Here is a 20,919-nt window from a genome sequence, read left to right as displayed (position 1 = left end):
GTGCGAGAATTTTCCCATGACTGTGGTCCCGGAAAACTTCGTCGCCGGCCTCGAGGGCGTGGTGGCGTTCACCACGGAGATTGCCGAACCGGACAAGGACGGCGGCGCGCTGCGCTATCGCGGCGTGGACATCGAGGATCTGGTGGGTCAGCGGGTCACCTTCGGCGACGTGTGGGCGCTGCTGGTCGACGGCACGTTCGGCCACGGGTTGCCGCCCGCCGAGCCGTTCCCGCTGCCGATCCACACCGGCGATGTTCGCGTCGACGTCCAGGCCGGCCTGGCGATGCTGGCGCCCATCTGGGGCTACGCACCACTGCTCGACACCGACGACACCACCGCCCGCGAGCAGCTTGCCCGGGCCTCGGTGATGGCGCTGTCCTATGTCGCGCAGTCGGCCCGCGGCATCTACCAGCCGGCCGTTCCGCAGCGCATCATCGATGAATGCCCCACGGTGACAGCACGTTTCATGACCCGCTGGCAAGGCGAGCCGGACCCCCGGCACATCGAGGCCATCGACGCCTACTGGGTGTCGGCCGCCGAACACGGGATGAACGCCTCGACGTTCACCGCGCGGGTGATCGCCTCCACCGGCGCCGACGTGGCGGCGGCGCTGTCCGGCGCGATCGGGGCGATGAGCGGCCCGCTGCACGGCGGGGCGCCGGCCCGCGTCCTGCCGATGCTCGAGGAGGTCGAGCGCACCGGCGACGCCCGCGGCCTGGTCAAGGGGATCCTGGACCGCGGCGAGAAGCTGATGGGGTTCGGCCACCGGGTCTACCGCGCGGAGGACCCGCGGGCGCGGGTGCTGCGGGCGACCGCCCAGCGGCTGAACGCGCCGCGCTACGAAGTCGCGGTGGCGGTTGAGCAGGCGGCCCTGGCGGAGTTGCGGGAGCGCCGTCCGGACCGGGCCATCGAAACCAATGTCGAGTTTTGGGCCGCGGTCATCCTGGACTTCGCCCGGGTGCCGGCCAAGATGATGCCGGCCATGTTCACCTGTGGGCGCACCGCTGGCTGGTGCGCCCACATTCTCGAGCAGAAGCGACTCGGCAAGCTGGTCCGACCGTCGGCCATCTACGTCGGGCCGGGACCACGCAGCCCGGAATCCGTCGAGGGCTGGGACCGGGTTCTCACCACCGCCTGAGCAAACCGTTTCTGAGCGGCTTTTGCGGTCGGTACAGCCTGTCGGTGGGGCGCGCTAGCGTCGGGGCGCGATGAGAATCGCCGCCGCGCTTGGTCTGTACCTGTGAGCCCCGGGCGGGCGACACCAACCAACCGAAGGAGTGACCACGATGCCCATCACCATTGAACCCGCATTGTCCCCACACCTCGTCGTCAGCGACGCGGCTGCGGCTATCGACTTCTACGTCAAGGCTTTTGACGCCGTCGAGCTGGGGCGGGTGCCCGGCCCCGACGGCAGGCTGATCCACGCCGCGGTGCGCATCAACGGCTTCACGGTGATGCTCAACGACGACTTCCCCGAGATGTGCGGTGGCAAGTCGATGACGCCGACGTCACTGGGCGGAACGCCGGTCACCATCCATCTGACGGTCACCGACGTCGACGCCAAGTTCCAGCGGGCGCTGGACGCCGGGGCCACCGTGGTGACCCCATTGGAGGACCAGTTCTGGGGAGACCGCTACGGCGTGGTCGCCGACCCGTTCGGCCACCACTGGTCGCTGGGACAGCCGGTGCGTGAGGTCAGCATGGACGAGATCCAAGCGGCGATGGCGGCGCAGGCCGGCAGTTAGCCGGCGATCCGCTCGCGCCGCCGGGCCCGCAGGCGTCGTCGCGACGGCGTCTGCGGCGCCCCGGCCGCGGCCGCAAGCATGTCGGCGACGGCGGTGAACTTGTTGCGCGGCCGGCCGTCGTTGTTGCCCCGCGCGATCTCGGCGGCGTCGATGGCGCGCCATCCCGCGGAGTCGACGGTGTCGGGCTGGCGGGCGAGCACCAGCCTTTCCAACGCCAGCGGTTCGGCCACCGGATCGGTCAGCTTGCCGGCGTTGAAGTCGGCGACGACGGCCTGAACGGTCTGCAATGAGCACGCCTTGTTGGTGCCGATGAACCCGGTCGGTCCGCGCTTGATCCAGCCCGCGACGTACGCGCCCGGCACCGGTCGGCCCGAGCCGTGGCCCCCCCGGGGGTCCAGGACACGGCCGCCGTCATTCGGCACGACGGCCGTGGCGTCGTCGAACGGCAGATCGCGAATCGGCTTGCCGCGGTAGCCAATCGACGTCAGCACCAGGCCCGCGTCGATCCTGCGCACCTCGTCGGTGCCGGTGACCGAGAACTCGACGGCGCTGGCGCGCCGCCGACCGAGGACCCGCCGGGGTGTGAGCCGATATGCCAGCCGGATTCGCGGGCGCCCGATTCGCGGGGCCGGCGCCGAGGCGCCCCCGAGGGAGCTCAAAATCTCCAGCTTGCCGCGGGTCAACGGGTCGGACGCGGCGGCCAGGTCGTCGCGGACCCGCTGGTGGTCGGCCGCGTCGAGCACGACGTCGGAGGTGCCCGTGAGGCCGATCAACTCGGGCAGGGTGAACGCCGAGTGGGTCGGCCCGCGCCGGGCCGCGATCACCACCTCACGGATCGCCGAACCGCGCAGCGCTTGCAGCGCATGGTCGGCGATGTCGGTTCGAGACAGGTCGTCCGGGTGGGTGGTGAGCACGCGCGCCACATCCAGAGCGACGTTGCCGTTGCCGATGATGACGACGCGTTCGTGGCCGAGATCGACTGGTAGATGGGCAAAGTCGGGATGCCCGTTGATCCACGCGACCAACGCCGTGGCAGTTCCGGTGCCCGGCAGACCCATCCCCTCGATGTCCAGCCGCCGGTCCTCGGGCGCACCGACGGCATACAGCACCGCATGATGGTGGGCCAGCAGCTCGGCGTGGCTCAGGTGCTTGCCGATCTCGACGTTGAGATAGAACCGGAACCGGTGATGGCCGGCGACGCGGTCGAAAAGTTGGGTGATCCGCTTGGTCTCCTGGTGATCCGGCGCCACCCCCGCGCGCACCAACCCGTAAGGGGTGGGCAGCCTCTCGAAGACGTTGACCCGCACGCCATTTTGGACCAGCAGCTCATCGGCCGCATACATCGCCGCGGGCCCGGACCCGACGATGGCCACGGTCAGCGGTTGGCGACGGGCATGGACCTCGGCGGCCGGGAGCACGGGGGCCAGCTTCGACGTCGGCGGCACCTTCACGTCGGCCGGCCGCTCCGGGTAGTACGACGCGTTGACCTCGGCGAACGGCAGCTGCTTGGCGTCCAGCCGGTTATCGGGCACGATCGCACCGACCGGACAGGCACCCACACACGCACCGCAGTCGACGCAGGCCACCGGATCGATGTAGAGCATCTCCGACGTGGCGAAGCCCGGCTCGTCCGGCGTCGGGTGGATGCAATTCACCGGGCACGCGAAGACGCAGGACCCGTCGTTGCAGCACGACTGGGTAATAACGTGCGGCATAGAAAAACTCGTTACAAGCTACGCGGCCGGCGCGGTGGCCAGGTGCTGGCGCTGCGGCTCGCTGCGGTAACGCGACGGCCTGCCGTTGATCTTGCACAGCCGCCACATCAGCCGGGCCGAGCGATTTTCCATCAGGCCGGTGTCGTAGGCCAGCATGCGGACGTCGGCGAACATGTCGCGCAACCACTTTCGCGACTCCGGCGAGCCGAAGAACAACTCCTTCTTGACCTCACGCGGGATGTCGAATTCCTGCCAGAACGCCTTCGGCGGAATCACGATCGCGTTGCACAACGACCGCATGGTCAGCGGGAAGTACAGCGAGATCCAGAACCGCTGCGCCCGGGTCAGATGCGGCAACCGCTTGCGCAGATACTCGTGGGCGAACGAGATGTGCCGCGCTTCCTCGGCCACGTGGATGGCCATCACGCGCTCCATGATCGGGTGCAAGGTCTTGCCTTCGCGCAGCACCTGCTTCTGGGTGTGGTCGATGGGCTCCTCCCCGGCGAGCACGCCGATGAAGAACGCCACCGGCAACGGGCCGGCCAGCAGCGGCACCAGGGGGGAAATCCATCGCAGCCGCCGCGGCATTCCCGGGACGTCGGCGCCGACCCGGTTGACCATTTCCTGGAACATCATGGTGTGGTTGCACTCTTCGACCGATTCGTGCAGGCAGTACCGATATTCCGGTGAGCCGTTGGGCATCCAGAACGTGTAGTTCATCAGGCCACGAATCAGGATGGATTCGAAGTGCAGGCCGACCTTGGCCACGTTGGCCTGGCGCCACATCCCGATCTCGATCTGGCGTTCCTGCGACTGCGCCCGATACCAGGGGTGGCGGCCCAGCGGGTCGGTGGCCGGCAGGATCCACCGGGGATCGTTGTCCGTGACGGCGAACTCGGGTGACTCCCAGTCGATATCGGTGTAGGGGTTGAAGTTTCGCCGCACAGACCCCTCGGACAGTGTGGCGAGCGTGCTCACGTACTCGGCGTCGTCGCGCACCTCCATGTTGCGGCGCCATCGCCGAACCATTCGCGTCCTTGCCTTCCCGACAGCCATCGGACGCCTCCTGACGACGTTTACATCCGGACGTGTGACGTACACGGTACCGCTGGTACCGGGAATTATCCAGCCCCCTCCGGCGCACTGTGGCCTGACCGGCGGTCGGCCATGACGTGTGGCCTTGCTCACATGGCGATACCCCTTGCTAACGCCTCTGCCAGCCGGTTCCCGTGGGACGTGCATCGATGTCCACGCGCCGTTCGGCCCGTTCAGCGATCGCGCAGGGTCGCTCACTACCCTGATGGCCATGGCTGACCAGCTCCAGATACCCGCTGACATCAAACCCCGCGACGGACGGTTCGGCTGCGGACCGTCGAAGGTGCGGCCCGAGCAATTACAGGCCCTGAGCACCACCGCGGCCGCGTTGTTCGGCACCTCGCACCGACAGGCGCCGGTCAAGAATCTGGTGGGTAAGGTTCGCTCCGGGCTGGCCGAGCTCTTCTCGTTGCCCGACGGTTACCAGGTCATTTTGGGCAATGGCGGTGCGACGGCGTTCTGGGATGCCGCCGCGTTCGGGCTGGTCGACAAGCGCTCGCTGCACCTGGCCTACGGCGAGTTCAGCGCGAAGTTCGCCTCCGCCGTCGCCAAGAACCCGTTCGTCGGCGACCCGATCGTCGTCAAGGCGGATCCCGGTAGCGCCCCCGAGCCGCAGTCCGATCCGTCGGTCGACGTGATCGCGTGGGCCCATAACGAGACCTCGACCGGGGTCGCGGTACCCGTGCGTCGTCCCGCGGGCGCGGGCGACGCGCTGGTCGTCATCGACGCCACCTCCGGCGCTGGCGGCCTGCCGGTCGACATCACCGAGGCCGACGCCTACTACTTCGCGCCACAGAAGAACTTCGCCAGCGACGGCGGCCTGTGGCTAGCCCTCATGAGCCCGGCCGCGCTGGCCCGCGTCGAGGCGATCGCCGCGTCGGGTCGCTGGGTCCCCGACTTCCTGTCGCTTCCGATAGCGGTCGAGAACAGCCTGAAGAATCAGACGTACAACACGCCCGCGATCGGCACGTTGGCGCTGCTGGCCGAACAGCTGGACTGGCTGCTGGGCAACGGCGGGCTGGACTGGGCGGTCAAACGCACGGCGGACTCGTCGCAGCGGTTGTACTCCTGGGCGCAAGAGCGGCCCTACACGACGCCGTTCGTCACCGACCCCGGGCTGCGCTCGCAAGTGGTCGGCACCATCGACTTCGTCGACGACGTCGACGCCGCGGCGGTGGCGGCGACCTTGCGGGCCAACGGCATCGTCGACACCGAGCCCTACCGCAAACTCGGCCGCAACCAGCTACGGGTCGCGATGTTCCCCGCGGTTGAGCCCGACGACATCAGCGCGCTGACCGAATGCATCGACTGGGTGGTCGAGCGGCTCTAGCACACAACCACCCCGCGTGTCCGCGCGGGCTATGGGCGCCAGCTGCACTAGAGTGCGCACCTAACAGGTCCGGTGCTGGCCTGCACGGTGCCTGCGAGGAGAAGCCATGCGGGAACTCAGGGTGATTCGGCTCGATGCCGACGGCAAATACGTCATCTGCGAAGGCGCCAACCCAGCCGAAAAGTTCAAGCTGCCCGCCGACGACCGCCTGCGGGCGGCCCTCAAGGGCGACCCGCTACCGCCCGAGCAGCCGCAGCTCGACATCGAAGTCAGCAACATGCTGAGCCCCAAGGAAATTCAGGCCCGAATCCGCGCCGGCGCGTCGATCGAGCAGGTGGCCGCGGCGTCGGGCTCCGACATCGCCCGGGTCCAGCGGTTCGCCCACCCGGTGTTACTGGAACGCTCACGGGCCGCGGAGCTGGCAACGGCCGCACACCCGGTCCTCGCCGACGGCCCCTCGGTGCTGACGCTCCTCGAAACCATCACCGCGGCCTTGGTGACGCGCGGACTCGAACCCGACCGGCTCGGCTGGGACGCCTGGCGCAACGAGGACGGCCGCTGGACGGTGCAGCTTGCGTGGAAAGCAGGACGGTCGGACAACCTGGCCCATTTCCGATTCACGCCCGGCGCCCACGGCGGAACGGTCACTGCGATCGACGACGCGGCCAGCGAGCTGATCGACCCTGACTTCAAACCGCCGCGGCGACCGCTTGCGCCGGTGGCGCACATCGCCTTTGACGAGCCCGCGGCGCCGGCGCCCGCGGCGCCGTCGCAACAACCCGTCACCAGCCGACGGGGCAAGCCGGCCATTCCGGCTTGGGAGGATGTGCTGCTGGGGGTGCGCTCGGGCGGGCGGGGTTAGTCGCAGGCCAGCCGCAAAGCCGGGTGGTCCTAGCCCTCCCCCTTTTTTCGTGTGGCGGGGTTGGCGCGCGCCGTTGGGCGCGCATACGCATAGATGATTGCTACTACCTTACTACCTAGGTAGCATTACGGTATGAAACTGAGCGTGAGCTTGTCTGACGAGGACGTCGCAGCATTGGACGCATACGTCAAGAGGGCGGGGCTGCCGTCGCGGTCGGCAGGTTTGCAGCGTGCGGTCCAGATGCTGCGCTACCCCGACCTTGAGGACGACTATGCCGAGGCATGGGCACAGTGGTCTGCCGACGAGTGTTCGGCTGCGTGGGAGAGCACCGTTGGAGATGGCGTGACCCATGCTGCGCGGTGAGATCTGGCAGGTCGACCTGGATCCAGCTCGCGGCGGCGAGGCGAACAAGCGGCGGCCGGCAGTCATCGTCAGCAACGACCGGGCCACCGCGGCCGCGACACGCCTCGGCCGCGGTGTGGTCACGGTTGTTCCGGTCACCAGCAACACCGAGAAGGTCTATCCATTCCAGGTCTTGTTGTCGGGGGCCAACAGTGGCCTCGCCGTCGATTCGAAGGCACAGGCCGAGCAGGTCAGATCCGTCGCAACACAGCGCCTGTTGCGCCGAATCGGCCGAGTCTCCCCTGCCGAGCTGACCGATCTCGACAATGCGCTCAGGCTTCATTTGGCGCTGTAGCCATGCGAATATGCCGACATCCGCGCGCCACCCTCTTCACCACGCGTGACGGGACGCACCGCCTCAGCGTCCAGCGGACTCCTCGCGCGCCCGACGTCTCCGGGGCGCGGATCCGACGCGACGCGCCAGCGCACGGTTCTGGCCGGACGAAAACCACTTGAGGCTAGCCGCTCCCCAGCGCCGCCATCGCGAGCAACGCCAGCCACGCGACTGCCACACCCACTCCCGCACCCAACACAAACCAGCGCAGCACGAGGGTGCGCCGCCAGCCCCACAAGGTCGGCGCCAGGCCCCCGACCGCCATAATGTTGAGTCCGACGGCCAACGCAGGATGCACCCGGATCAGCCCCAGGCTTAGCACCACAACCGCCACCGCGACAACCACGGCCACGAAGCCAGCCACCGCCAAACCCGTTGCCCAGGGCGTGGATTGGCCACGCTGGTCATTCACGAGCCGGGCCTAGCCTGAATTGCACGCTCGTAGAACGCCAGGGCGGCCGCCGTCGCGACGTTGAGTGAGTCGGTGCCCCGCGACATCGGAATACGCACGCGCACATCGCTTATGCGCAGCGCGGCCGCCGTCAGGCCCGGGCCCTCGGCGCCCACCAGCAATGCGACTCGTTCGTCGCGCACGACGGCCATCGCCTCCGGCAGCGCGCACGCCTCGCCGTGTGGAGTCAGCGCCAACACGCGAAAGCCCTTCTCTTGCAGCATCACAAGGTCAGCGGGCCAGGCGGCTGCTCGTGCATACGGGACTAGTAACGCGTGACCCATAGACACCCGCACCGCACGACGGTACAGCGGATCGGCGCAGCCGTTGCCGAACACCACAGCATCCACGCCCAGCCCCGCCGCGTTGCGGAAGATCGAGCCCAGGTTCTCGTGGTCGGCGACGCCCTCGAGCACCGCGACGGTGCGGGCGCCCGCGACCAGCCGGGCGACGCTCAGCTCGGGAACCCGACGTGCGGCGGCCAGCACCCCACGGTTGAGGTGAAAGCCGACCACCCGCGCCATCACCTCGGGTGACGCTCGGTAGTACGGCGCTTCGCCACCGGCGGCGGCCAGATCGTCCTTGAGCTCGGCAAGCCGGCGGTCGGTGCCCAGCAAGGCCAGCGGGGTGAACCGGGACGCCAGCATGCGCCGCACCACCAGCACGCCCTCGGCGATCACCAGCCCCTTCCCGGTCGGCAGATCGGGGCGACGGTCGATGCTGTTCAGGTCGCGGAAATCATCGAGTCGCGGGTCGGCGGGATCACAGACATCCCAGACATCGACCCCCGGAAAACGACCGGGTGGACTCACGGGCTCTCGTCAACCAGGGCCGAGATCAGATCGGCGGCGTTGCGCAAGATGTCACGTTTGTCGCTATCCAGCGTCGCGAGCCGTTCGGCCAGCCACTCCTGGCGTGCACGGCGGGCCGCCTTGACCAATTCGGCACCGGATTCGGACACCGAGACCAGCACCTGCCGGCCATCGACGGGGTGTGGGGCGCGATCCACCAAACCCATGTCGGCCAGGGACGCGATCACCCGCGTCATCGACGGCGGCCGGACCCGTTCGCGAATCGCCAGCGCGCCGGGCGTCATCGCGCCTTCGTTGGCCAACGTCGTCAACGCCGACAGCTGCGAGAGCGATACCGGCGACGACGGGTTCCGGAACCGCAATTGCCGGGCCAGCCGCATGACCGCCAACGACAGGTCGCTAGCCAGCCGCGCATCGCTGTCGAGCACAGCGCGACATTACAACGGAACCTAAGGACTCGCGATCAGAACGCCCAACGACGGACCTCTTCGTTTTCGTCGCGTTCGTCGCACTGCCCGCAATGTCAATGACGAATGCCCGCTCGCGCCGCCCCGCAAGCGGCCCGCATCGCCGCCGGGATATGTTAAGCGCGATGACCGCCGAACCCGACCAGGGCCCCGAGCCGCCGCCGCTGCCGCCCGCGCTGCTCGAGGTGTGGCCGGTCATCGCGGTGGGCGCGCTGGGGTGGCTGGTCGCCGCGGTGGCCGCATTCCTGGTGCCCGCCCTGGCCGATTGGCGCCCGGTGACAGTGGCCGGACTGGGCGTGGGATTGGTCGGCACCGGCATCTTCGTGTGGCAGCTGGCAGCTGCCCGCCGTGGCGCGCGCGGCGCACAAGCCGGGCTCGAAACCTATCTCGACCCGAAATAATTTCGCAGAACATTCGAGACATCATGTGCGCACCGGGAGGACCAATGGCAGCCCCGCTATTACAAGCCCAAATCGAGATCGACGCGCCGGCGGCTAAAGTCTGGGCGCTGATATCCGATTTCCGGCGGATGCCGCAGTGGAGCCCGCAGTGTCGCTGGATGAGACCCTTCGGCCCGCTGCGGCCGGGCACCCGCACCGTCAACCTCAACCGCCGCAACCGCTTGTTCTGGCCCACCACATGCACGGTCGTCGAAGTCATCCCGGAGAAGAAACTGGCGTTCCGGGTCGACACCAACCGCAGCATCTGGAGCTATGAGCTCGAGCCGAGCGGGCAGGGCACCCGGGTGATTGAGAGCCGCCACGCCGAGAACGGCGTCACCGCATTTTCCAGCCTGTCGGTCAACGCACTGTTGGGTGGAACCACGAACTTCGAGCGCGAATTGGTCGAGGGCATGAACACCTCGCTCGCCAGGATCAAAGCTGCCGCCGAGAACGCCTAATCCTCATCGGAAGGCGGCGCGGGAGGCCCCCCGTCCGGCGTCCCCATGATGTCGAGTACGCCGTCGTCGTAGGGCTCGTATGTCGGCGAGCCGCTGCCCGCCGGCGCGGGAGTGTCGGAGTGCGCACCGCAACCGTACTGCCTGTCGACGACATGCCCGTCGGCCGACATCTCGTTGCCGCACACCCCGAACATGGCGCCCAGCGATCCGGCCAGCGGCAGAAAGAAACCGCAGTCGCGGCACACGCGTTTGGTCGAGCGCGCCATCGGCGAGTCGGGGCCATAGTCGCCGTCGTGCCATCGCCCGGCCGCCGCGGAGCGGCCGAAGGCGCTCATCACCCAGCGTCGGCCCAGCCCGAACTCCGCCGCGACTTCGTCGACTTGATCGTCACCGCTGGCGGTGTAGCCAGGCACCAGCCGTGGGTCGTCCCGTGCGGGTGCGAGCAGGTCTCCGGGGCCCAGGTCACCGGGCCGCACGCGCTGCTCCCACGGCACCCACTCGGGCGCCAGCAGCGCGGTGGGCCCGGGGACCAGGACCACCTCGCTGATCGTGGCGTGGTCGGCACCGACGTAGCCGGCGACGACGACGGCCCACTGCCACCCTTGGTAGCCGGGCAGATGCGCCAAGAACCGATGGGTGGCCGCGTTGGGGCCTTCGTAGCTGACGCCCAGGTAATCGCCGACCGCCTCCGGATCGCTGAACTCCGCGATGGCCGCCCGGGCGGCGTCGACCGCGCCCGTCAGTAGCGCCGCCAACCCTTCGGGCCACTCGGCCACGGTCGCCACAGCGGATTCCTCAGTGGGCTCGGTCACGCTCTCCCCTCTCTGCACTGCGTCTCCAATACTGCCGGAAGACACGGTGGGCGAGCCACACCCGGTTGGCTACGCGCGCAGTCGGCGTAGGACAGAATTGATCCGTGTCTGGACGTCGGCGTGATCGTCCGAGCCCGATGGCGTCGAGCCCGGGGCGTCGGACCCGCCGTGCTTACCCTGAATCGGGCAACCAGCACCCCGGCATGGCCAACTACCCGGCCGACGACGCCGCGTATCGCCGTTCGCGGCGCCCGCCCCCGATGCCCAGCGCCAACCGGTATCTCCCACCGCTGGGCCAGCAGCCGGAGCCCGAACGTGTCAGCGCTCCGCCGCCCCGGGGTGTGGGCGGCGAACGGATCACCGTCACCCGCGCCGCGGCGCAGCGAAGCCGCGAGATGGGTTCCCGGATGTACTGGATGGTGCAGCGGGCCGCGACCGCCGACGGCGCCGACAAGTCCGGCCTGACGGCGCTCACGTGGCCGGTGGTGGCGAATTTTGCCGTCGACGCCGCGATGGCGGTTGCCCTGGCCAACACGCTGTTCTTCGCCGCGGCCAACGGGGAAAGCAAATCCAGGGTCGCGCTGTACCTGCTGATCACCATCGCACCGTTCGCGGTGGTCGCGCCGCTCATCGGTCCGGCCCTGGACCGGCTACAGCACGGCCGCCGGGTGGCCCTGGCGTTGTCGTTCGCGCTGCGGACCTTGTTGGCGGTGCTGCTGATCATGAACTACGACGGCGCCACCGGAAGCTTCCCGTCGTGGGTGCTCTATCCCTGTGCGCTGGCCATGATGGTGTTCTCGAAGTCGTTCAGCGTGTTGCGCAGCGCGGTGACCCCGAGGGTGATGCCGCCGACCATCGACCTGGTCCGGGTCAACTCCCGGCTGACCGTGTTCGGTCTGCTTGGCGGCACCATCGTCGGCGGCGCCATCGCGGCCGGCGTCGAGTTCGGTTGCACGCATTTGTTCGAGCTGCCCGGCGCGCTGTTCGTCATCGTCGCGGTCACGGTCGCCGGCGCCTTCCTGTCGATGCGGATTCCCCGCTGGGTTGAGGTGACCGCGGGTGAGGTCCCGGCCACGTTGAGCTATCACCGGCACAGCGGCCCGCCCCGGCGCAACTGGCCGGAGGAAGTCAAAAAGGTGGGCGGCACTCTACGACAGCCGTTGGGCCGCAACATCATTACTGCGTTGTGGGGTAACTGCACCATCAAGGTGATGGTCGGTTTCCTGTTTTTGTATCCGGCGTTTGTCGCCAAGGCACACGAAGCCAACAGCTGGGTTCAGCTGGGCATGCTGGGCGTGATCGGGGCCGCGGCCGGGGTCGGCAATTTCGCCGGCAATTTCACCAGCGCACGTCTGCAGCTCGGCAGGCCGGCCGTGCTGGTGGTGCGCTGCACCGTGGCGGTGACCGTGCTAGCCGTAGCGGCCGCCGTGGCCGGCAATCTGGTGGTGGCCACCATTGCCACCCTGATCACGTCGGGGTCCAGCGCGATTGCGAAGGCCTCGCTGGACGCCTCGTTGCAGCACGATCTGCCCGAGGAGTCGCGGGCATCGGGCTTCGGGCGGTCGGAGTCGACGCTGCAGCTGGCCTGGGTGCTCGGCGGCGCGCTGGGCGTCTTGGTCTACACCGAATTGTGGGTCGGCTTCACCGCGGTCAGCGCTTTGCTCATCCTTGGTCTGGCGCAAACCGTCGTCAGCTTCCGCGGTGATTCGCTGATCCCCGGCCTGGGCGGTAACCGGCCCGTCATGGTCGAGCAGGAAGCCACGCGTCGCGGAGCCGCGGTGATGCCGGAGTGAAACGCGTTGTGCCGGCTGCGATCACGGCGGTGGTGCTGCTGCTTTCCGCCGCGGCCGGGTTCGGCGCGTGGCTGCTGGTCCACCAGCCCGGCCCGTACCGACCGGTGATCAGCGCGTACTCGCACGGGCACCTGACTCGGGTGGGGCCATACCTGTACTGCAATGTGCTTGACCTCGACGACTGTCAGACGCCGCGGACCCAGGGCGAGCTGCGGGTGAGCGAACGCTTCCCGGTGCAGCTCTCGGTCCCCGCGGCCATTTCCCGCGCACCCTGGCGCCTGTTGCAGGTGTATGACGATCCCTCCAACACGACCACCACCCTCTTCCGGCCGGACAGCCGGCTGGCCGTCACCGTTCCCACCGTGGACCCGCAGCGCGGGCGGTTGACCGGGATCGTCGTACAGTTGCTGACGTTGGTGGTCGACCCCTCCGGTGAACTGCGGGACGTTCCACACGCGGAATGGTCTGTGCGGCTTATCTACTGACGCCGGTCTACGGCCCGTGGCCGACGGGCAACGACTGCCCCCGACCGCGGCCGGCACAGGGTACCATCGCCGAAAGGATTGCCCCCCAAGGCTTTCCGGCCATGAGGGGACAGTCAGCCGGCCAGCTCGGGGCCCTTGGGCGCGATGCCGGTCTGATGTCGGCATGCACGACGTAGTGGTGCTGTTTGATCTGGACGAAGTCGACGGTATCGCCGAAACCCGGTGTCTGGAAGAGGTCGCGGGCATAAGTCCACAACACCTGCATCTCGGACAGCTTGCTCCGATTGCGCTTGAAATGCCCGTGGTGGCCAGCGTGGTGAACAGCCGCACGTCGGCCTCGGTGACGAGCACCGACTTCACAAACTCCTAACCAAGCCGAAATAAACATAGGCAACTATTTCTATCCAATCGTTATGCGCTGGATGATTATTTCTCTAGTCAACATTCAGCTGCGGCTCTACGACGACGGCGTCGCTGCACCAATCCCTCTGTGTGCTCAGGACGGTCAGATGGCTTTCGAGACCCCCATCGACGCAACTGCCGGCTCGGCGCGCGCACCCCTGGCCGGCTCGGCGCTTGGCGCCAATGCGACCGTTGCCGACTCATTGATGACGGCCAATGCCTGCGGCGTCCCGCTGGCTCGCCTCGCCGCCGGGCCCGATGATGTGTCCGTACCCGCGGCCACGACGCATGCCGCCGTTGACGTCGGCGACATCATGCCGCGGCTGCTGCGTCAGTCCCGAATCGTGTTCGACTTCGGGGCATTACCGCCCGAGATCAATTCGGGACGGATGTACAGCGGCCCGGGATCTGGGCCCCTGATCGCCGCCGCGGGTGCTTGGGAAGGGCTGGCCGCGGAATTGAGCCTAGCGGCGACGGGCTGCAGGTCGGTGATCTCGGAGCTGACCAGCTTGCCGTGGGTAGGGCCCGCCTCGGCGGCAATGTTGGCCTCAATCACGCCATACATGGATTGGATGAGCGCCACCGCAGCGCGCGCCGAGCTGGCCGGGATGCAGGCGAGCGCGGCCGCGGCCGCCTACGAAACAGCGCGCGCAATGATCGTTCCCCCGCCGGTGATCGCGGCCAACCGGGCCTTGTTGATGACGCTGATCGCAACCAACTTCCTGGGGCAGAACACGCCGGCGATCGCGACCACCGAGTACCACTACGCCGAGATGTGGGCCCAAGACGCCAGCGCCATGTACGGCTATGCCAGCTCCTCGGCGGCCGCCTCGATGCTGGTCCCATTTACGGCGCCACCGAAAACCACCAACCCGGCCGGCCTGGCCGGCCAGGCCGGCGCGGTTGCCAAAGCCGCAGCCACGCCGGCGGGCAACTCCGCGTCGGCGACGTCGTCGATGACCTCAGAGATGAGCACCGTCTCCGCTCAGGTAGTGCATAATCTCTCGGCTACGCCTTGGTATGACGCAGTCCTGAAGTGGCTGCAGAGCATCCCCACCCAAGTCTGGATCGACCTACTGAACCTCGACTATGACATCGGGGGACTGGTATACGACAGCCAGGGCTATACGCTCAACATCGTCCAGCTCGGACAGGCGCTCACCTGGCCCTCGCCCGGTATAGCGGACGGTGTAGGCGCAGCATCCACTGGAGTGGGCGGGGCAGCCTTGGGATCGGGTTTCAACCAACCAAGCGCGGCAGCGGTATCGGCGAGTTGGGGCCACGCCGGCAAGATCGGGCCGATGTCGGCGCCACCGAGTTGGACTACTGCCCCGTCGACACCACACATTGAGGCTGAGACAATTTCGGCCCCGGTTGCCGAAAATCTCGTGCAGGCAAAAGGGACGTCGGGTCTGCTTCGGGGCTTGCCGATGGGTGGCCCCGAACGAACGCCGAACCTTGATCAACGCCGGTATGGGTCACGTCTCAGTGTGGTCGGCCCGCGGGTCATCGGTTAGCGCAATGAGTCGAAGGGAATCGGGAGAACACCGGCGCACCACATCACGTCCTGCGCACCGAGCAACCAAGCGACGGTCGACTTTGTCGAATTCTTGAAACCCATTGCGCCTGAGAGATATTGAGGAGGATGTGTCATGTCAGAGATAACCATGCAACCGCAGGTATCGGCGACGGCCGGTGCGCTGCGGGCTACAAGCTTGACGATTAGCGCCCACAGCAGCGACCGCGACGAGGTAGGGGGTTGGTAGCGATGGACTTCGGAGCGTTACCGCCAGAGGTCAACTCCTTGCGCATGTATTCCGGGCCGGGATCGGCGCCGATGTCGGCAGCTGCGTCGGCCTGGAACCGATTGGCCGCCGAGTTGGATTCGGCCGCAACCGGTTACGAGACGGTGATCACAACACTGCACAGCGAGGACTGGCTCGGCTTCGCGTCGAGTTCGATGGCCGCTGCCGTCACGCCTTACGTGGCTTGGATGAGAGCCACCGCAGCTCAAGCCGAGGAGGCGGCCAGCAAGGCGCGCATGGCGGTCGCCGCCTACGAGGCCGCGGTGACGTCAGTGGTTCCTCCGCCGCTCGTTGCGGCCAACCGTGTTGAGCTGGTGTCGCTGGTCAAGGCCAACGTCTTCGGCCAATACACGGCATCCATCGCGGCCCTGGAGGCACAATACGGTGAAATGTGGGCCCAGGACGCGATGGCCATGTACAGCTATGCCGCGGCCTCGGCGAGCGCCTCGACGGTGACACCGTTCGTCCCGCCGCCGCAGACCACCAACGCAGCCGCCGGGGCCTTGCAGGCCGCCGCGGTCGCCCAGGCCGCCGCCACCTCAGCCGGAACCATACAGACAACGTTGGCGCAGCTGATTTCTGGCGTGCCGGGCGCGCTCATCGACCTGACACGGCCGTTCACGGCGCTCGCGACCGCAGCCGGAGTGTCCGCTACGCCGCAATGGCTGCAGTACTTGGAAACGTTCCTGAACATCATTTCACCGTTGACAGGTACCTGGTATAACACCACCGGCTTGCCATACTTCGGCATTGGTATCGCCAACAGCATCGCCTCGGCGGAGAGGGCTATGGGAATTATCGGTCCGGATGCCGCGGCGCCGGTTGCCGGTGCAGAAGCCGCGCTTGGCGCCGGCATCTCGCGCGCCGATCTTCCGGTAGCCGCCGGTTTGGGCAACGCGGCCTCTATCGGCAAGCTCTCGGTGCCGGCCAGCTGGCCAACGGCCGCGCCGGAGCTCGCCCCGACGGTGGGGTCCGCCTCTGCGCCACTAGTTAGCGACGTAGTCGCGCCGGAGGCCGCGCCAGCTGGAAACCTGTTGGGCGGCATGCCGCTGGCGGGTCCGGGCCTGGGCAGCGCAGGCAGCGGTCCACGCTACGGGTTCCGTCCCAAAGTGATGATGCGCCCCACGTTTGCGGGATAGCGGGCGACACTCCACACCCCAGGACTGTTCAGATTGTTGTCGCCACGATGTCGCTGAGTCCACCCGATGAGGACGCCGCATGCGCTGAATGATGTCGCGGTTACCCACGCGGCAAGGCCTTTGGTCGATGAACGCGCACGGGCGCCGGACATCATCACGGTCCGCGCATTCCGCGCCTGCCGCGACCTACTGATGACACAGGGCGGCCGCGGCTGTGTGGCTAGGCCTGTACCGACCAGGGACGAGGAGTTGTAGCCACAATTGGCATCAACAAGCCTTGGCGCACAACCGATTCGGTGAATCGGAAATGAGGGAGTCACACTGTTGTCTGCGCGGGTGGCGACACCGTCAGAAACCGGCGGGCCAGATTCGTCTCGGTGGACGGACCCGGTTCCCAGTGCGCGATCCACGGTCCCGTGCCCTCCGACTGATCGATAATCCCCCGCTCCAGCCAGGTGTAACGGCCCTCAAGGACGTCGTTTGCCAACCGATCATCGATGCCGTCGGTGTTGCTCCACAAGGCGTGGAACAGCGCCTCGACCCGCAGGGTGGCCTGCTGGCAGAACGCCTCGGCCAGTTCGTATGCCCGTTCGCCTTCGGCCGGATCGGCGGCTCGCTGCGCCTCGGCGCGCACACATACCGCGGACATGGCGAACAACTCCGCACCGATATCGACGATGCGCCCGAGGAATCCTTGCTTTTGCTCCAGGCCGGCTTGCCAGCGTGCCATCCCGTAGAAGGTGTTGCGGGCCAACTTGCGTGACGAGCGCTCGACAAAACGTAGATGCGTGGCCAAGGCGCCGAACTCGCGGTACGCCGTGGGTCGCTGGCCTTCCCCAAAAACCAGTTTCGGCAACCACTTTGCATAAAAGCCGCTCGCCCCAGCCGCCGCGGCGGCCTTCTGTCGCAGATCGGCTTTAGGGTTCGCGAGGTCACCGGCCGCAGTCAAATGAGCGTCGACCGCCTCACGCGCAATGAGCAACCGCATGATCTCACTGGAGCCTTCGAAGATGCGGTTGATCCGCAGGTCCCGCACCGCCTGCTCCACCGGTACCGCGCGCTCCCCACGCGCGGCTAGGGACTCCGCGGTCTCGTAGCCGCGGCCCCCGCGGATCTGCAACAGCTCATCGACGATCACGTCGGCCATCTCGCTGCACCACAACTTGGCCAGCGCCGCCTCGATCCGGATGTCGTTGCGCCCCTCGTCGGCCATCTGGCCGGCCAGCTCGAGCACCGCATCGAGCGCGTAAGTGGTGGCGGCTATGAAGGCGAGCTTGCTGGAAACCGCCTCATGTTTGCCGACCGGCTTTCCCCACTGCACCCGCTCGCGGGACCATTCCCGCGCTACCTTCAGCGACCACTTGGAGGACCCGGTGACGACCGCGGGCAAGGACAGCCGTCCGGCGTTGAGTGTGGTCAGCGCGATCTTCAAACCATCGCCTTCGCGCCCGATCAGGTTTTCGGCGGGGACTCGAACGCGGTGCAGCCGGGTCACCCCGTTTTCGATGCCGCGCAGTCCCATGAACTTGTTGCGCCGCTCGACGGTGATCCCGGGTGCGTCGGCCTCGACAACGAATGCGCTGATTCCCCCTCGATGCCCCTCGCTCTTGGGTACCCGGGCCATGACGACCAACAGTTCGGCGACCACGCCGTTGGTGGTCCACAACTTCACGCCCTCGAGCTCATAGGCCTGGCCGTCGTCGACCGGCGTCGCCGTGGAGGCCAGGCGCGCCGGGTCAGAGCCCACGTCCGGTTCGGTGAGCAGGAACGCCGATATGGCGCCAGCGGCACAGCGCGGCAAGAATTTTCGCTTCTGTTCCGGGCTCCCGGCAAGCTTGAGTGGTTCGGGTACCCCGATCGACTGGTGGGCCGACAGCAACGCTCCGAGACTAGGATGAACGGACGAAACCAGCATCAGTGCGCGGTTGTACGCAACTTGCGACATGTTCAGGCCGCCGTACTCCGACGGTATCTTTATGCCGAAACAGCCCAGCTCGGCGAGGCCCTTCACATACTCATCGGGAATCTGCGCGTCACGCTCGATGACGCTGCCATCGATGGTGTCGAGAAATTCCCGCAGCCTGCCGAGAAACTCTTCGATGCGAGCCTCCTCGGCGTCCGACGGCCTGGGGAACGGGTGTATGAGCTCCAGCGGGAAGCGGCCGAGGAACAGCTCCTTGGCGAAAGATGGTTTATCCCAACCACTTTCGCGGGATTCTTCGGCAAGGGCTCTTGCCTGCTCCTCGGTGACCTGCGCTTGCTGTGCCATCGTCGCCTCCTCGCTAACGAATCACATCGAGGCATAGGTGCCCGGTGTCTGCCCGAATGTTACGCGCCGGTAGCTTCGCGGCGCACGTGTCGGTTCTGGGTCGCCGGATGAGCTGAAATTGCCCGGCCTCAGCGCGGGCACGACCGGCCCAATCGCGTCTCGTTGGTCGCGGCGACGGCCGGGTGTGTGTCGCAGTGAGATGGGCATGACGAACATCCGGCCGGACAGAGGCCAATGTGGCGGATGTGACAAGACGCCGCGGATTCGCGCTGCTCCGCGGCGCGCATCGTCGTCGGGCTAGGCCTCGAACTCTCGGGCCACCGCCTTGACCACCTCGGACACCCGCCGAGCCGTCTTGCGGTCCGGGTAGCGACCCTTGCGCAACTCCGGCTGCACCGTGCTCTCCAGTAAAGTGATCATGTCCTCGACCATCCCGTGCAGCTCATCGGGGCTGTGCTTGTGCTCGGCCGGGGCCTCCCGGCGAGTCCGGGAGAGGCTGGGCGGCGGATCGATCAGTTTGAGGCTCAATGCCTGCGGCCCGCGCCGCCCGGAAGCGACGCCGAACTCTACGCGCTGGCCTGCTTTGAGCCCCTCGACACCCGCGGGCAACGCCGACGAACGGACGTAGACGTCCTCGCCGTCCTCCTGCGACAGGAAGCCGAACCCCTTCTCGGAGTCGTACCACTTCACCTTGCCGGTCGGCACTGGTCTCACCTGCTTGTCTGACGGTTACTGGGAATCGGCAACAGAAGACGCGTCCCGCAACGCGCAGGACGCGATGATGATGTCAGATCCTACTCGGGTGCTCGCCCGCCGAGCACCCCTCTTACCGGTGGCTGGGTAGGCTGGCACTACCGCTGGAGGAGGCATGCGCGTGATCCTGAACGTCGTCTGGCCCGTCTTCGGTGGCCTCTGGTCGGCCGCCGGCTACCTGGCCGCGGCACTTGTGAGCTTCTCGCTCCTCGTCACCATCCCCTTTACCGCTGCTATCGTTTCCACTCCCGAGCGGGCAGCCGCATGACGCTGACCGCGTTGGGCCTACCGACGGTGCGCAGCCGTCCGGACGACATTGCCGCCGCGCGGACCGCACCTCAGACTGGCCCGTTGATTGACACTTTCGGCCGAGTCGCCACCGACCTGCGGGTGTCGCTGACCGACCGCTGCAATCTGCGCTGCAAGTACTGCATGCCGGAAGAGGGACTGGACTGGCTGCCCCGCGAACAGGTGCTGCGACCCGACGAGCTGGCCCGGCTGATGGGCATTGCCGTCACCCGGCTCGGTGTGACCAGCGTTCGGTTTACCGGCGGTGAGCCGCTGCTGGCCCGGCATCTCGAGGAGGTGATCGCGGCCGCGGCCAGTCTGCGGCCCCGCCCGGAGATCTCGCTGACCACCAACGGCGTGGGGCTGGCACGGCGGGCAGCCGCTCTGGCAGCGGCAGGCCTGGACCGGGTCAACGTGTCCCTGGACAGCGTCAACGGCGCCCGCTTCGCGGCCATCACCCGTCGAGACCGGCTCGCTGACGTGCTGGACGGCTTGGCCGCCGCCAAGCACGCCGGGCTGTCGCCCGTCAAGGTGAACGCCGTGCTCGACCCGGCCACCGGTCGCGAGGATGTCGTCGGATTGCTGAGGTTCTGCCTCGACCATGGCTACCAGCTACGGGTCATCGAGCAAATGCCGCTGGACGCGGGGCACGAGTGGCGGCGTGACGCCGCGCTGAGTGCCGACGACGTCCTGGCGGCGCTGCGGCCTCACTTCCGGCTGCGGCCCGATCCGGCGCCGCGGGGTTCGGCTCCAGCCGAGCTCTGGCTGGTTGACGACGGCCCGAATACACCGGCCGGGAAGGTTGGCGTCATCGCCTCGGTGTCGCATGCCTTCTGCGCGAACTGTGACCGCACCCGGCTGACGGCCGACGGACAGATCCGCAGCTGCCTGTTCTCCACCGAGGAGACCGACCTTCGGGGCCTCTTGCGCGGCGGCGCCGACGATGACGCGATCGAGGCGGCGTGGCGCGCCGCGATGTGGGCCAAGCCGGCCGGCCACGGCATCAACGACCCCGGATTCGTCCAGCCGGACCGCCCAATGAGCGCGATCGGCGGTTAG

Annotated in this window: 21 protein-coding genes and 2 pseudogenes; 14 read left to right on the top strand and 9 right to left on the bottom strand. The window is 67.6% G+C overall.

Annotated elements, in window-relative coordinates:
- Positions 1–16: 16 nt before the first annotated feature.
- Positions 17–1,138, top strand: a complete 1,122-nt coding sequence (locus G6N24_RS01870) for a citrate synthase 2 (RefSeq protein ID WP_085156167.1) — start codon at positions 17–19, stop codon at positions 1,136–1,138.
- A 148-nt stretch (positions 1,139–1,286) separates the two neighbouring features.
- Positions 1,287–1,745 carry a VOC family protein gene (locus G6N24_RS01865; protein ID WP_085156371.1) on the top strand — a complete coding sequence of 153 codons (459 nt, stop codon included), beginning with the start codon at positions 1,287–1,289 and terminating at the stop codon, positions 1,743–1,745.
- Here the strand turns inward: G6N24_RS01865 and G6N24_RS01860 are convergent.
- Together G6N24_RS01860 and G6N24_RS01855 are read right to left on the bottom strand one after the other, a co-directional pair.
- Entirely contained in the window at positions 1,742–3,460 is a 1,719-nt protein-coding gene (locus G6N24_RS01860) for an FAD-dependent oxidoreductase (protein WP_085156170.1), read from the bottom strand. The two genes, G6N24_RS01865 and G6N24_RS01860, sit on opposite strands and share 4 nt — an antisense overlap.
- An 18-nt stretch (positions 3,461–3,478) precedes the next feature.
- The gene (locus G6N24_RS01855; RefSeq protein ID WP_139822172.1) at positions 3,479–4,516 is read right to left on the bottom strand and encodes an AurF N-oxygenase family protein; all 1,038 of its coding nucleotides are present in this window, start codon (positions 4,514–4,516) and stop codon (positions 3,479–3,481) included.
- 244 nt (positions 4,517–4,760) lie between these two features.
- Here G6N24_RS01855 and serC point away from each other — a divergent pair, with 244 nt between their 5' ends.
- The 4 genes from serC to G6N24_RS01835 all read left to right on the top strand — a co-directional run bounded on the left by serC (position 4,761) and on the right by G6N24_RS01835 (position 7,444).
- Positions 4,761–5,885 (top strand): phosphoserine transaminase, encoded by a 1,125-nt coding sequence (gene serC / locus G6N24_RS01850; RefSeq protein WP_085156176.1) that lies wholly within the window; start codon positions 4,761–4,763, stop codon positions 5,883–5,885.
- 106 nt (positions 5,886–5,991) lie between these two features.
- Positions 5,992–6,747 (top strand): septation protein SepH, encoded by a 756-nt coding sequence (gene sepH / locus G6N24_RS01845; protein WP_085156179.1) that lies wholly within the window; start codon positions 5,992–5,994, stop codon positions 6,745–6,747.
- Between the two features lie 132 nt (positions 6,748–6,879).
- A complete protein-coding gene (locus G6N24_RS01840; RefSeq protein ID WP_085156182.1) occupies positions 6,880–7,110 on the top strand; it encodes a ribbon-helix-helix domain-containing protein in 231 nt (76 codons plus the stop codon).
- Positions 7,097–7,444, top strand: a complete 348-nt coding sequence (locus G6N24_RS01835) for a type II toxin-antitoxin system PemK/MazF family toxin (protein ID WP_085156185.1) — start codon at positions 7,097–7,099, stop codon at positions 7,442–7,444. The genes G6N24_RS01840 and G6N24_RS01835 overlap by 14 nt, the downstream gene beginning before the upstream one ends.
- A gap of 163 nt (positions 7,445–7,607) precedes the next feature.
- Here the strand turns inward: G6N24_RS01835 and G6N24_RS01830 are convergent, their stop codons facing one another.
- Genes G6N24_RS01830 through G6N24_RS01820 form a run of 3 tightly spaced genes read right to left on the bottom strand, consistent with a single transcriptional unit; the run spans position 7,608 to position 9,174 of the window.
- Positions 7,608–7,895 (bottom strand): DUF2537 domain-containing protein, encoded by a 288-nt coding sequence (locus tag G6N24_RS01830; RefSeq protein ID WP_085156188.1) that lies wholly within the window; start codon positions 7,893–7,895, stop codon positions 7,608–7,610.
- On the bottom strand, positions 7,892–8,746 hold the full coding sequence (locus tag G6N24_RS01825; RefSeq protein ID WP_085156190.1) for a TrmH family RNA methyltransferase: 855 nt from the start codon (positions 8,744–8,746) through the stop codon (positions 7,892–7,894). Before G6N24_RS01825 ends, G6N24_RS01830 begins: the two co-directional genes overlap by 4 nt.
- Positions 8,743–9,174: an Rv0880 family HTH-type transcriptional regulator gene (locus tag G6N24_RS01820; protein WP_085156193.1), complete on the bottom strand. Its 432-nt coding sequence runs from the start codon at positions 9,172–9,174 to the stop codon at positions 8,743–8,745. Before G6N24_RS01820 ends, G6N24_RS01825 begins: the two co-directional genes overlap by 4 nt.
- Before the next feature lie 164 nt (positions 9,175–9,338).
- Between G6N24_RS01820 and G6N24_RS01815 the strand changes: the two genes are divergently transcribed.
- Both G6N24_RS01815 and G6N24_RS01810 read left to right on the top strand, forming a co-directional pair.
- Positions 9,339–9,614, top strand: coding sequence for a DUF2530 domain-containing protein (locus G6N24_RS01815; RefSeq protein WP_085156196.1), 276 nt, complete (start codon positions 9,339–9,341; stop codon positions 9,612–9,614).
- A 44-nt stretch (positions 9,615–9,658) separates the two neighbouring features.
- On the top strand, positions 9,659–10,114 hold the full coding sequence (locus tag G6N24_RS01810; RefSeq protein ID WP_085156199.1) for an SRPBCC family protein: 456 nt from the start codon (positions 9,659–9,661) through the stop codon (positions 10,112–10,114).
- Here the strand turns inward: G6N24_RS01810 and G6N24_RS01805 are convergent.
- The gene (locus G6N24_RS01805) at positions 10,111–10,926 is read right to left on the bottom strand and encodes a DUF3027 domain-containing protein (protein WP_085156202.1); all 816 of its coding nucleotides are present in this window, start codon (positions 10,924–10,926) and stop codon (positions 10,111–10,113) included. The genes G6N24_RS01810 and G6N24_RS01805 overlap by 4 nt on opposite strands.
- Positions 10,927–11,063: 137 nt before the next feature.
- On the opposite strand from G6N24_RS01805, the gene G6N24_RS01800 reads away from it, so the two are divergent.
- Both G6N24_RS01800 and G6N24_RS01795 read left to right on the top strand, forming a co-directional pair.
- Complete coding sequence (locus G6N24_RS01800) at positions 11,064–12,719, top strand: MFS transporter (RefSeq protein WP_139822174.1); 1,656 nt, start codon at positions 11,064–11,066, stop codon at positions 12,717–12,719.
- Positions 12,716–13,204 carry a DUF2771 domain-containing protein gene (locus tag G6N24_RS01795; RefSeq protein ID WP_085156208.1) on the top strand — a complete coding sequence of 163 codons (489 nt, stop codon included), beginning with the start codon at positions 12,716–12,718 and terminating at the stop codon, positions 13,202–13,204. The genes G6N24_RS01800 and G6N24_RS01795 overlap by 4 nt, the downstream gene beginning before the upstream one ends.
- 7 nt (positions 13,205–13,211) lie before the next feature.
- On the opposite strand, the pseudogene G6N24_RS01790 reads toward G6N24_RS01795, so the two are convergent.
- A pseudogene (locus G6N24_RS01790) lies at positions 13,212–13,549 on the bottom strand (glutathione S-transferase family protein); the annotation flags it as partial.
- Between the two features lie 401 nt (positions 13,550–13,950).
- Between G6N24_RS01790 and G6N24_RS01785 the strand changes: the two are divergent.
- Both G6N24_RS01785 and G6N24_RS01780 read left to right on the top strand, forming a co-directional pair.
- Positions 13,951–15,123 carry a PPE family protein gene (locus G6N24_RS01785; RefSeq protein WP_456320190.1) on the top strand — a complete coding sequence of 391 codons (1,173 nt, stop codon included), beginning with the start codon at positions 13,951–13,953 and terminating at the stop codon, positions 15,121–15,123.
- Between the two features lie 251 nt (positions 15,124–15,374).
- A complete protein-coding gene (locus G6N24_RS01780; protein ID WP_085156211.1) occupies positions 15,375–16,550 on the top strand; it encodes a PPE family protein in 1,176 nt (391 codons plus the stop codon).
- 316 nt (positions 16,551–16,866) lie between these two features.
- On the opposite strand, the gene G6N24_RS01775 is transcribed toward G6N24_RS01780, so the two are convergent.
- Together G6N24_RS01775 and G6N24_RS01770 are read right to left on the bottom strand one after the other, a co-directional pair.
- Positions 16,867–18,819, bottom strand: coding sequence for an acyl-CoA dehydrogenase family protein (locus tag G6N24_RS01775; RefSeq protein WP_085156214.1), 1,953 nt, complete (start codon positions 18,817–18,819; stop codon positions 16,867–16,869).
- A 297-nt stretch (positions 18,820–19,116) separates the two neighbouring features.
- Positions 19,117–19,524 (bottom strand): cold-shock protein, encoded by a 408-nt coding sequence (locus G6N24_RS01770; RefSeq protein ID WP_085156217.1) that lies wholly within the window; start codon positions 19,522–19,524, stop codon positions 19,117–19,119.
- Positions 19,525–19,687: 163 nt separating this feature from the next.
- Between G6N24_RS01770 and G6N24_RS01765 the strand changes: the two are divergent.
- Positions 19,688–19,798: pseudogene (locus G6N24_RS01765) on the top strand (YccF domain-containing protein); the annotation flags it as partial.
- A gap of 38 nt (positions 19,799–19,836) precedes the next feature.
- Positions 19,837–20,919 (top strand): GTP 3',8-cyclase MoaA, encoded by a 1,083-nt coding sequence (gene moaA, locus G6N24_RS01760; protein WP_085156222.1) that lies wholly within the window; start codon positions 19,837–19,839, stop codon positions 20,917–20,919.

It is taken from the genome of Mycobacterium lacus (assembly GCF_010731535.1).
Classification (GTDB): domain Bacteria; phylum Actinomycetota; class Actinomycetes; order Mycobacteriales; family Mycobacteriaceae; genus Mycobacterium; species Mycobacterium lacus.
The sequence above is the reverse complement of the archived record's forward strand: the minus strand, read 5'-3'. Positions and strand labels throughout refer to the sequence as shown.

Excerpts from the sequence above, each read along its gene's own strand:
- G6N24_RS01870 (WP_085156167.1), top strand. The coding sequence starts at position 17 with ATGACTGTGGTCCCGGAAAACTTCGTCGCCGGCCTCGAGGGCGTGGTG.
- G6N24_RS01865 (WP_085156371.1), top strand. The coding sequence starts at position 1,287 with ATGCCCATCACCATTGAACCCGCATTGTCCCCACACCTCGTCGTCAGC.
- G6N24_RS01860 (WP_085156170.1), bottom strand. The coding sequence starts at position 3,460 with ATGCCGCACGTTATTACCCAGTCGTGCTGCAACGACGGGTCCTGCGTC.
- G6N24_RS01855 (WP_139822172.1), bottom strand. The coding sequence starts at position 4,516 with ATGGCTGTCGGGAAGGCAAGGACGCGAATGGTTCGGCGATGGCGCCGC.
- serC (WP_085156176.1), top strand. The coding sequence starts at position 4,761 with ATGGCCATGGCTGACCAGCTCCAGATACCCGCTGACATCAAACCCCGC.
- sepH (WP_085156179.1), top strand. The coding sequence starts at position 5,992 with ATGCGGGAACTCAGGGTGATTCGGCTCGATGCCGACGGCAAATACGTC.
- G6N24_RS01840 (WP_085156182.1), top strand. The coding sequence starts at position 6,880 with ATGAAACTGAGCGTGAGCTTGTCTGACGAGGACGTCGCAGCATTGGAC.
- G6N24_RS01835 (WP_085156185.1), top strand. The coding sequence starts at position 7,097 with ATGCTGCGCGGTGAGATCTGGCAGGTCGACCTGGATCCAGCTCGCGGC.
- G6N24_RS01815 (WP_085156196.1), top strand. The coding sequence starts at position 9,339 with ATGACCGCCGAACCCGACCAGGGCCCCGAGCCGCCGCCGCTGCCGCCC.
- G6N24_RS01810 (WP_085156199.1), top strand. The coding sequence starts at position 9,659 with ATGGCAGCCCCGCTATTACAAGCCCAAATCGAGATCGACGCGCCGGCG.
- G6N24_RS01800 (WP_139822174.1), top strand. The coding sequence starts at position 11,064 with ATGGCGTCGAGCCCGGGGCGTCGGACCCGCCGTGCTTACCCTGAATCG.
- G6N24_RS01780 (WP_085156211.1), top strand. The coding sequence starts at position 15,375 with ATGGACTTCGGAGCGTTACCGCCAGAGGTCAACTCCTTGCGCATGTAT.
- G6N24_RS01775 (WP_085156214.1), bottom strand. The coding sequence starts at position 18,819 with ATGGCACAGCAAGCGCAGGTCACCGAGGAGCAGGCAAGAGCCCTTGCC.
- moaA (WP_085156222.1), top strand. The coding sequence starts at position 19,837 with ATGACGCTGACCGCGTTGGGCCTACCGACGGTGCGCAGCCGTCCGGAC.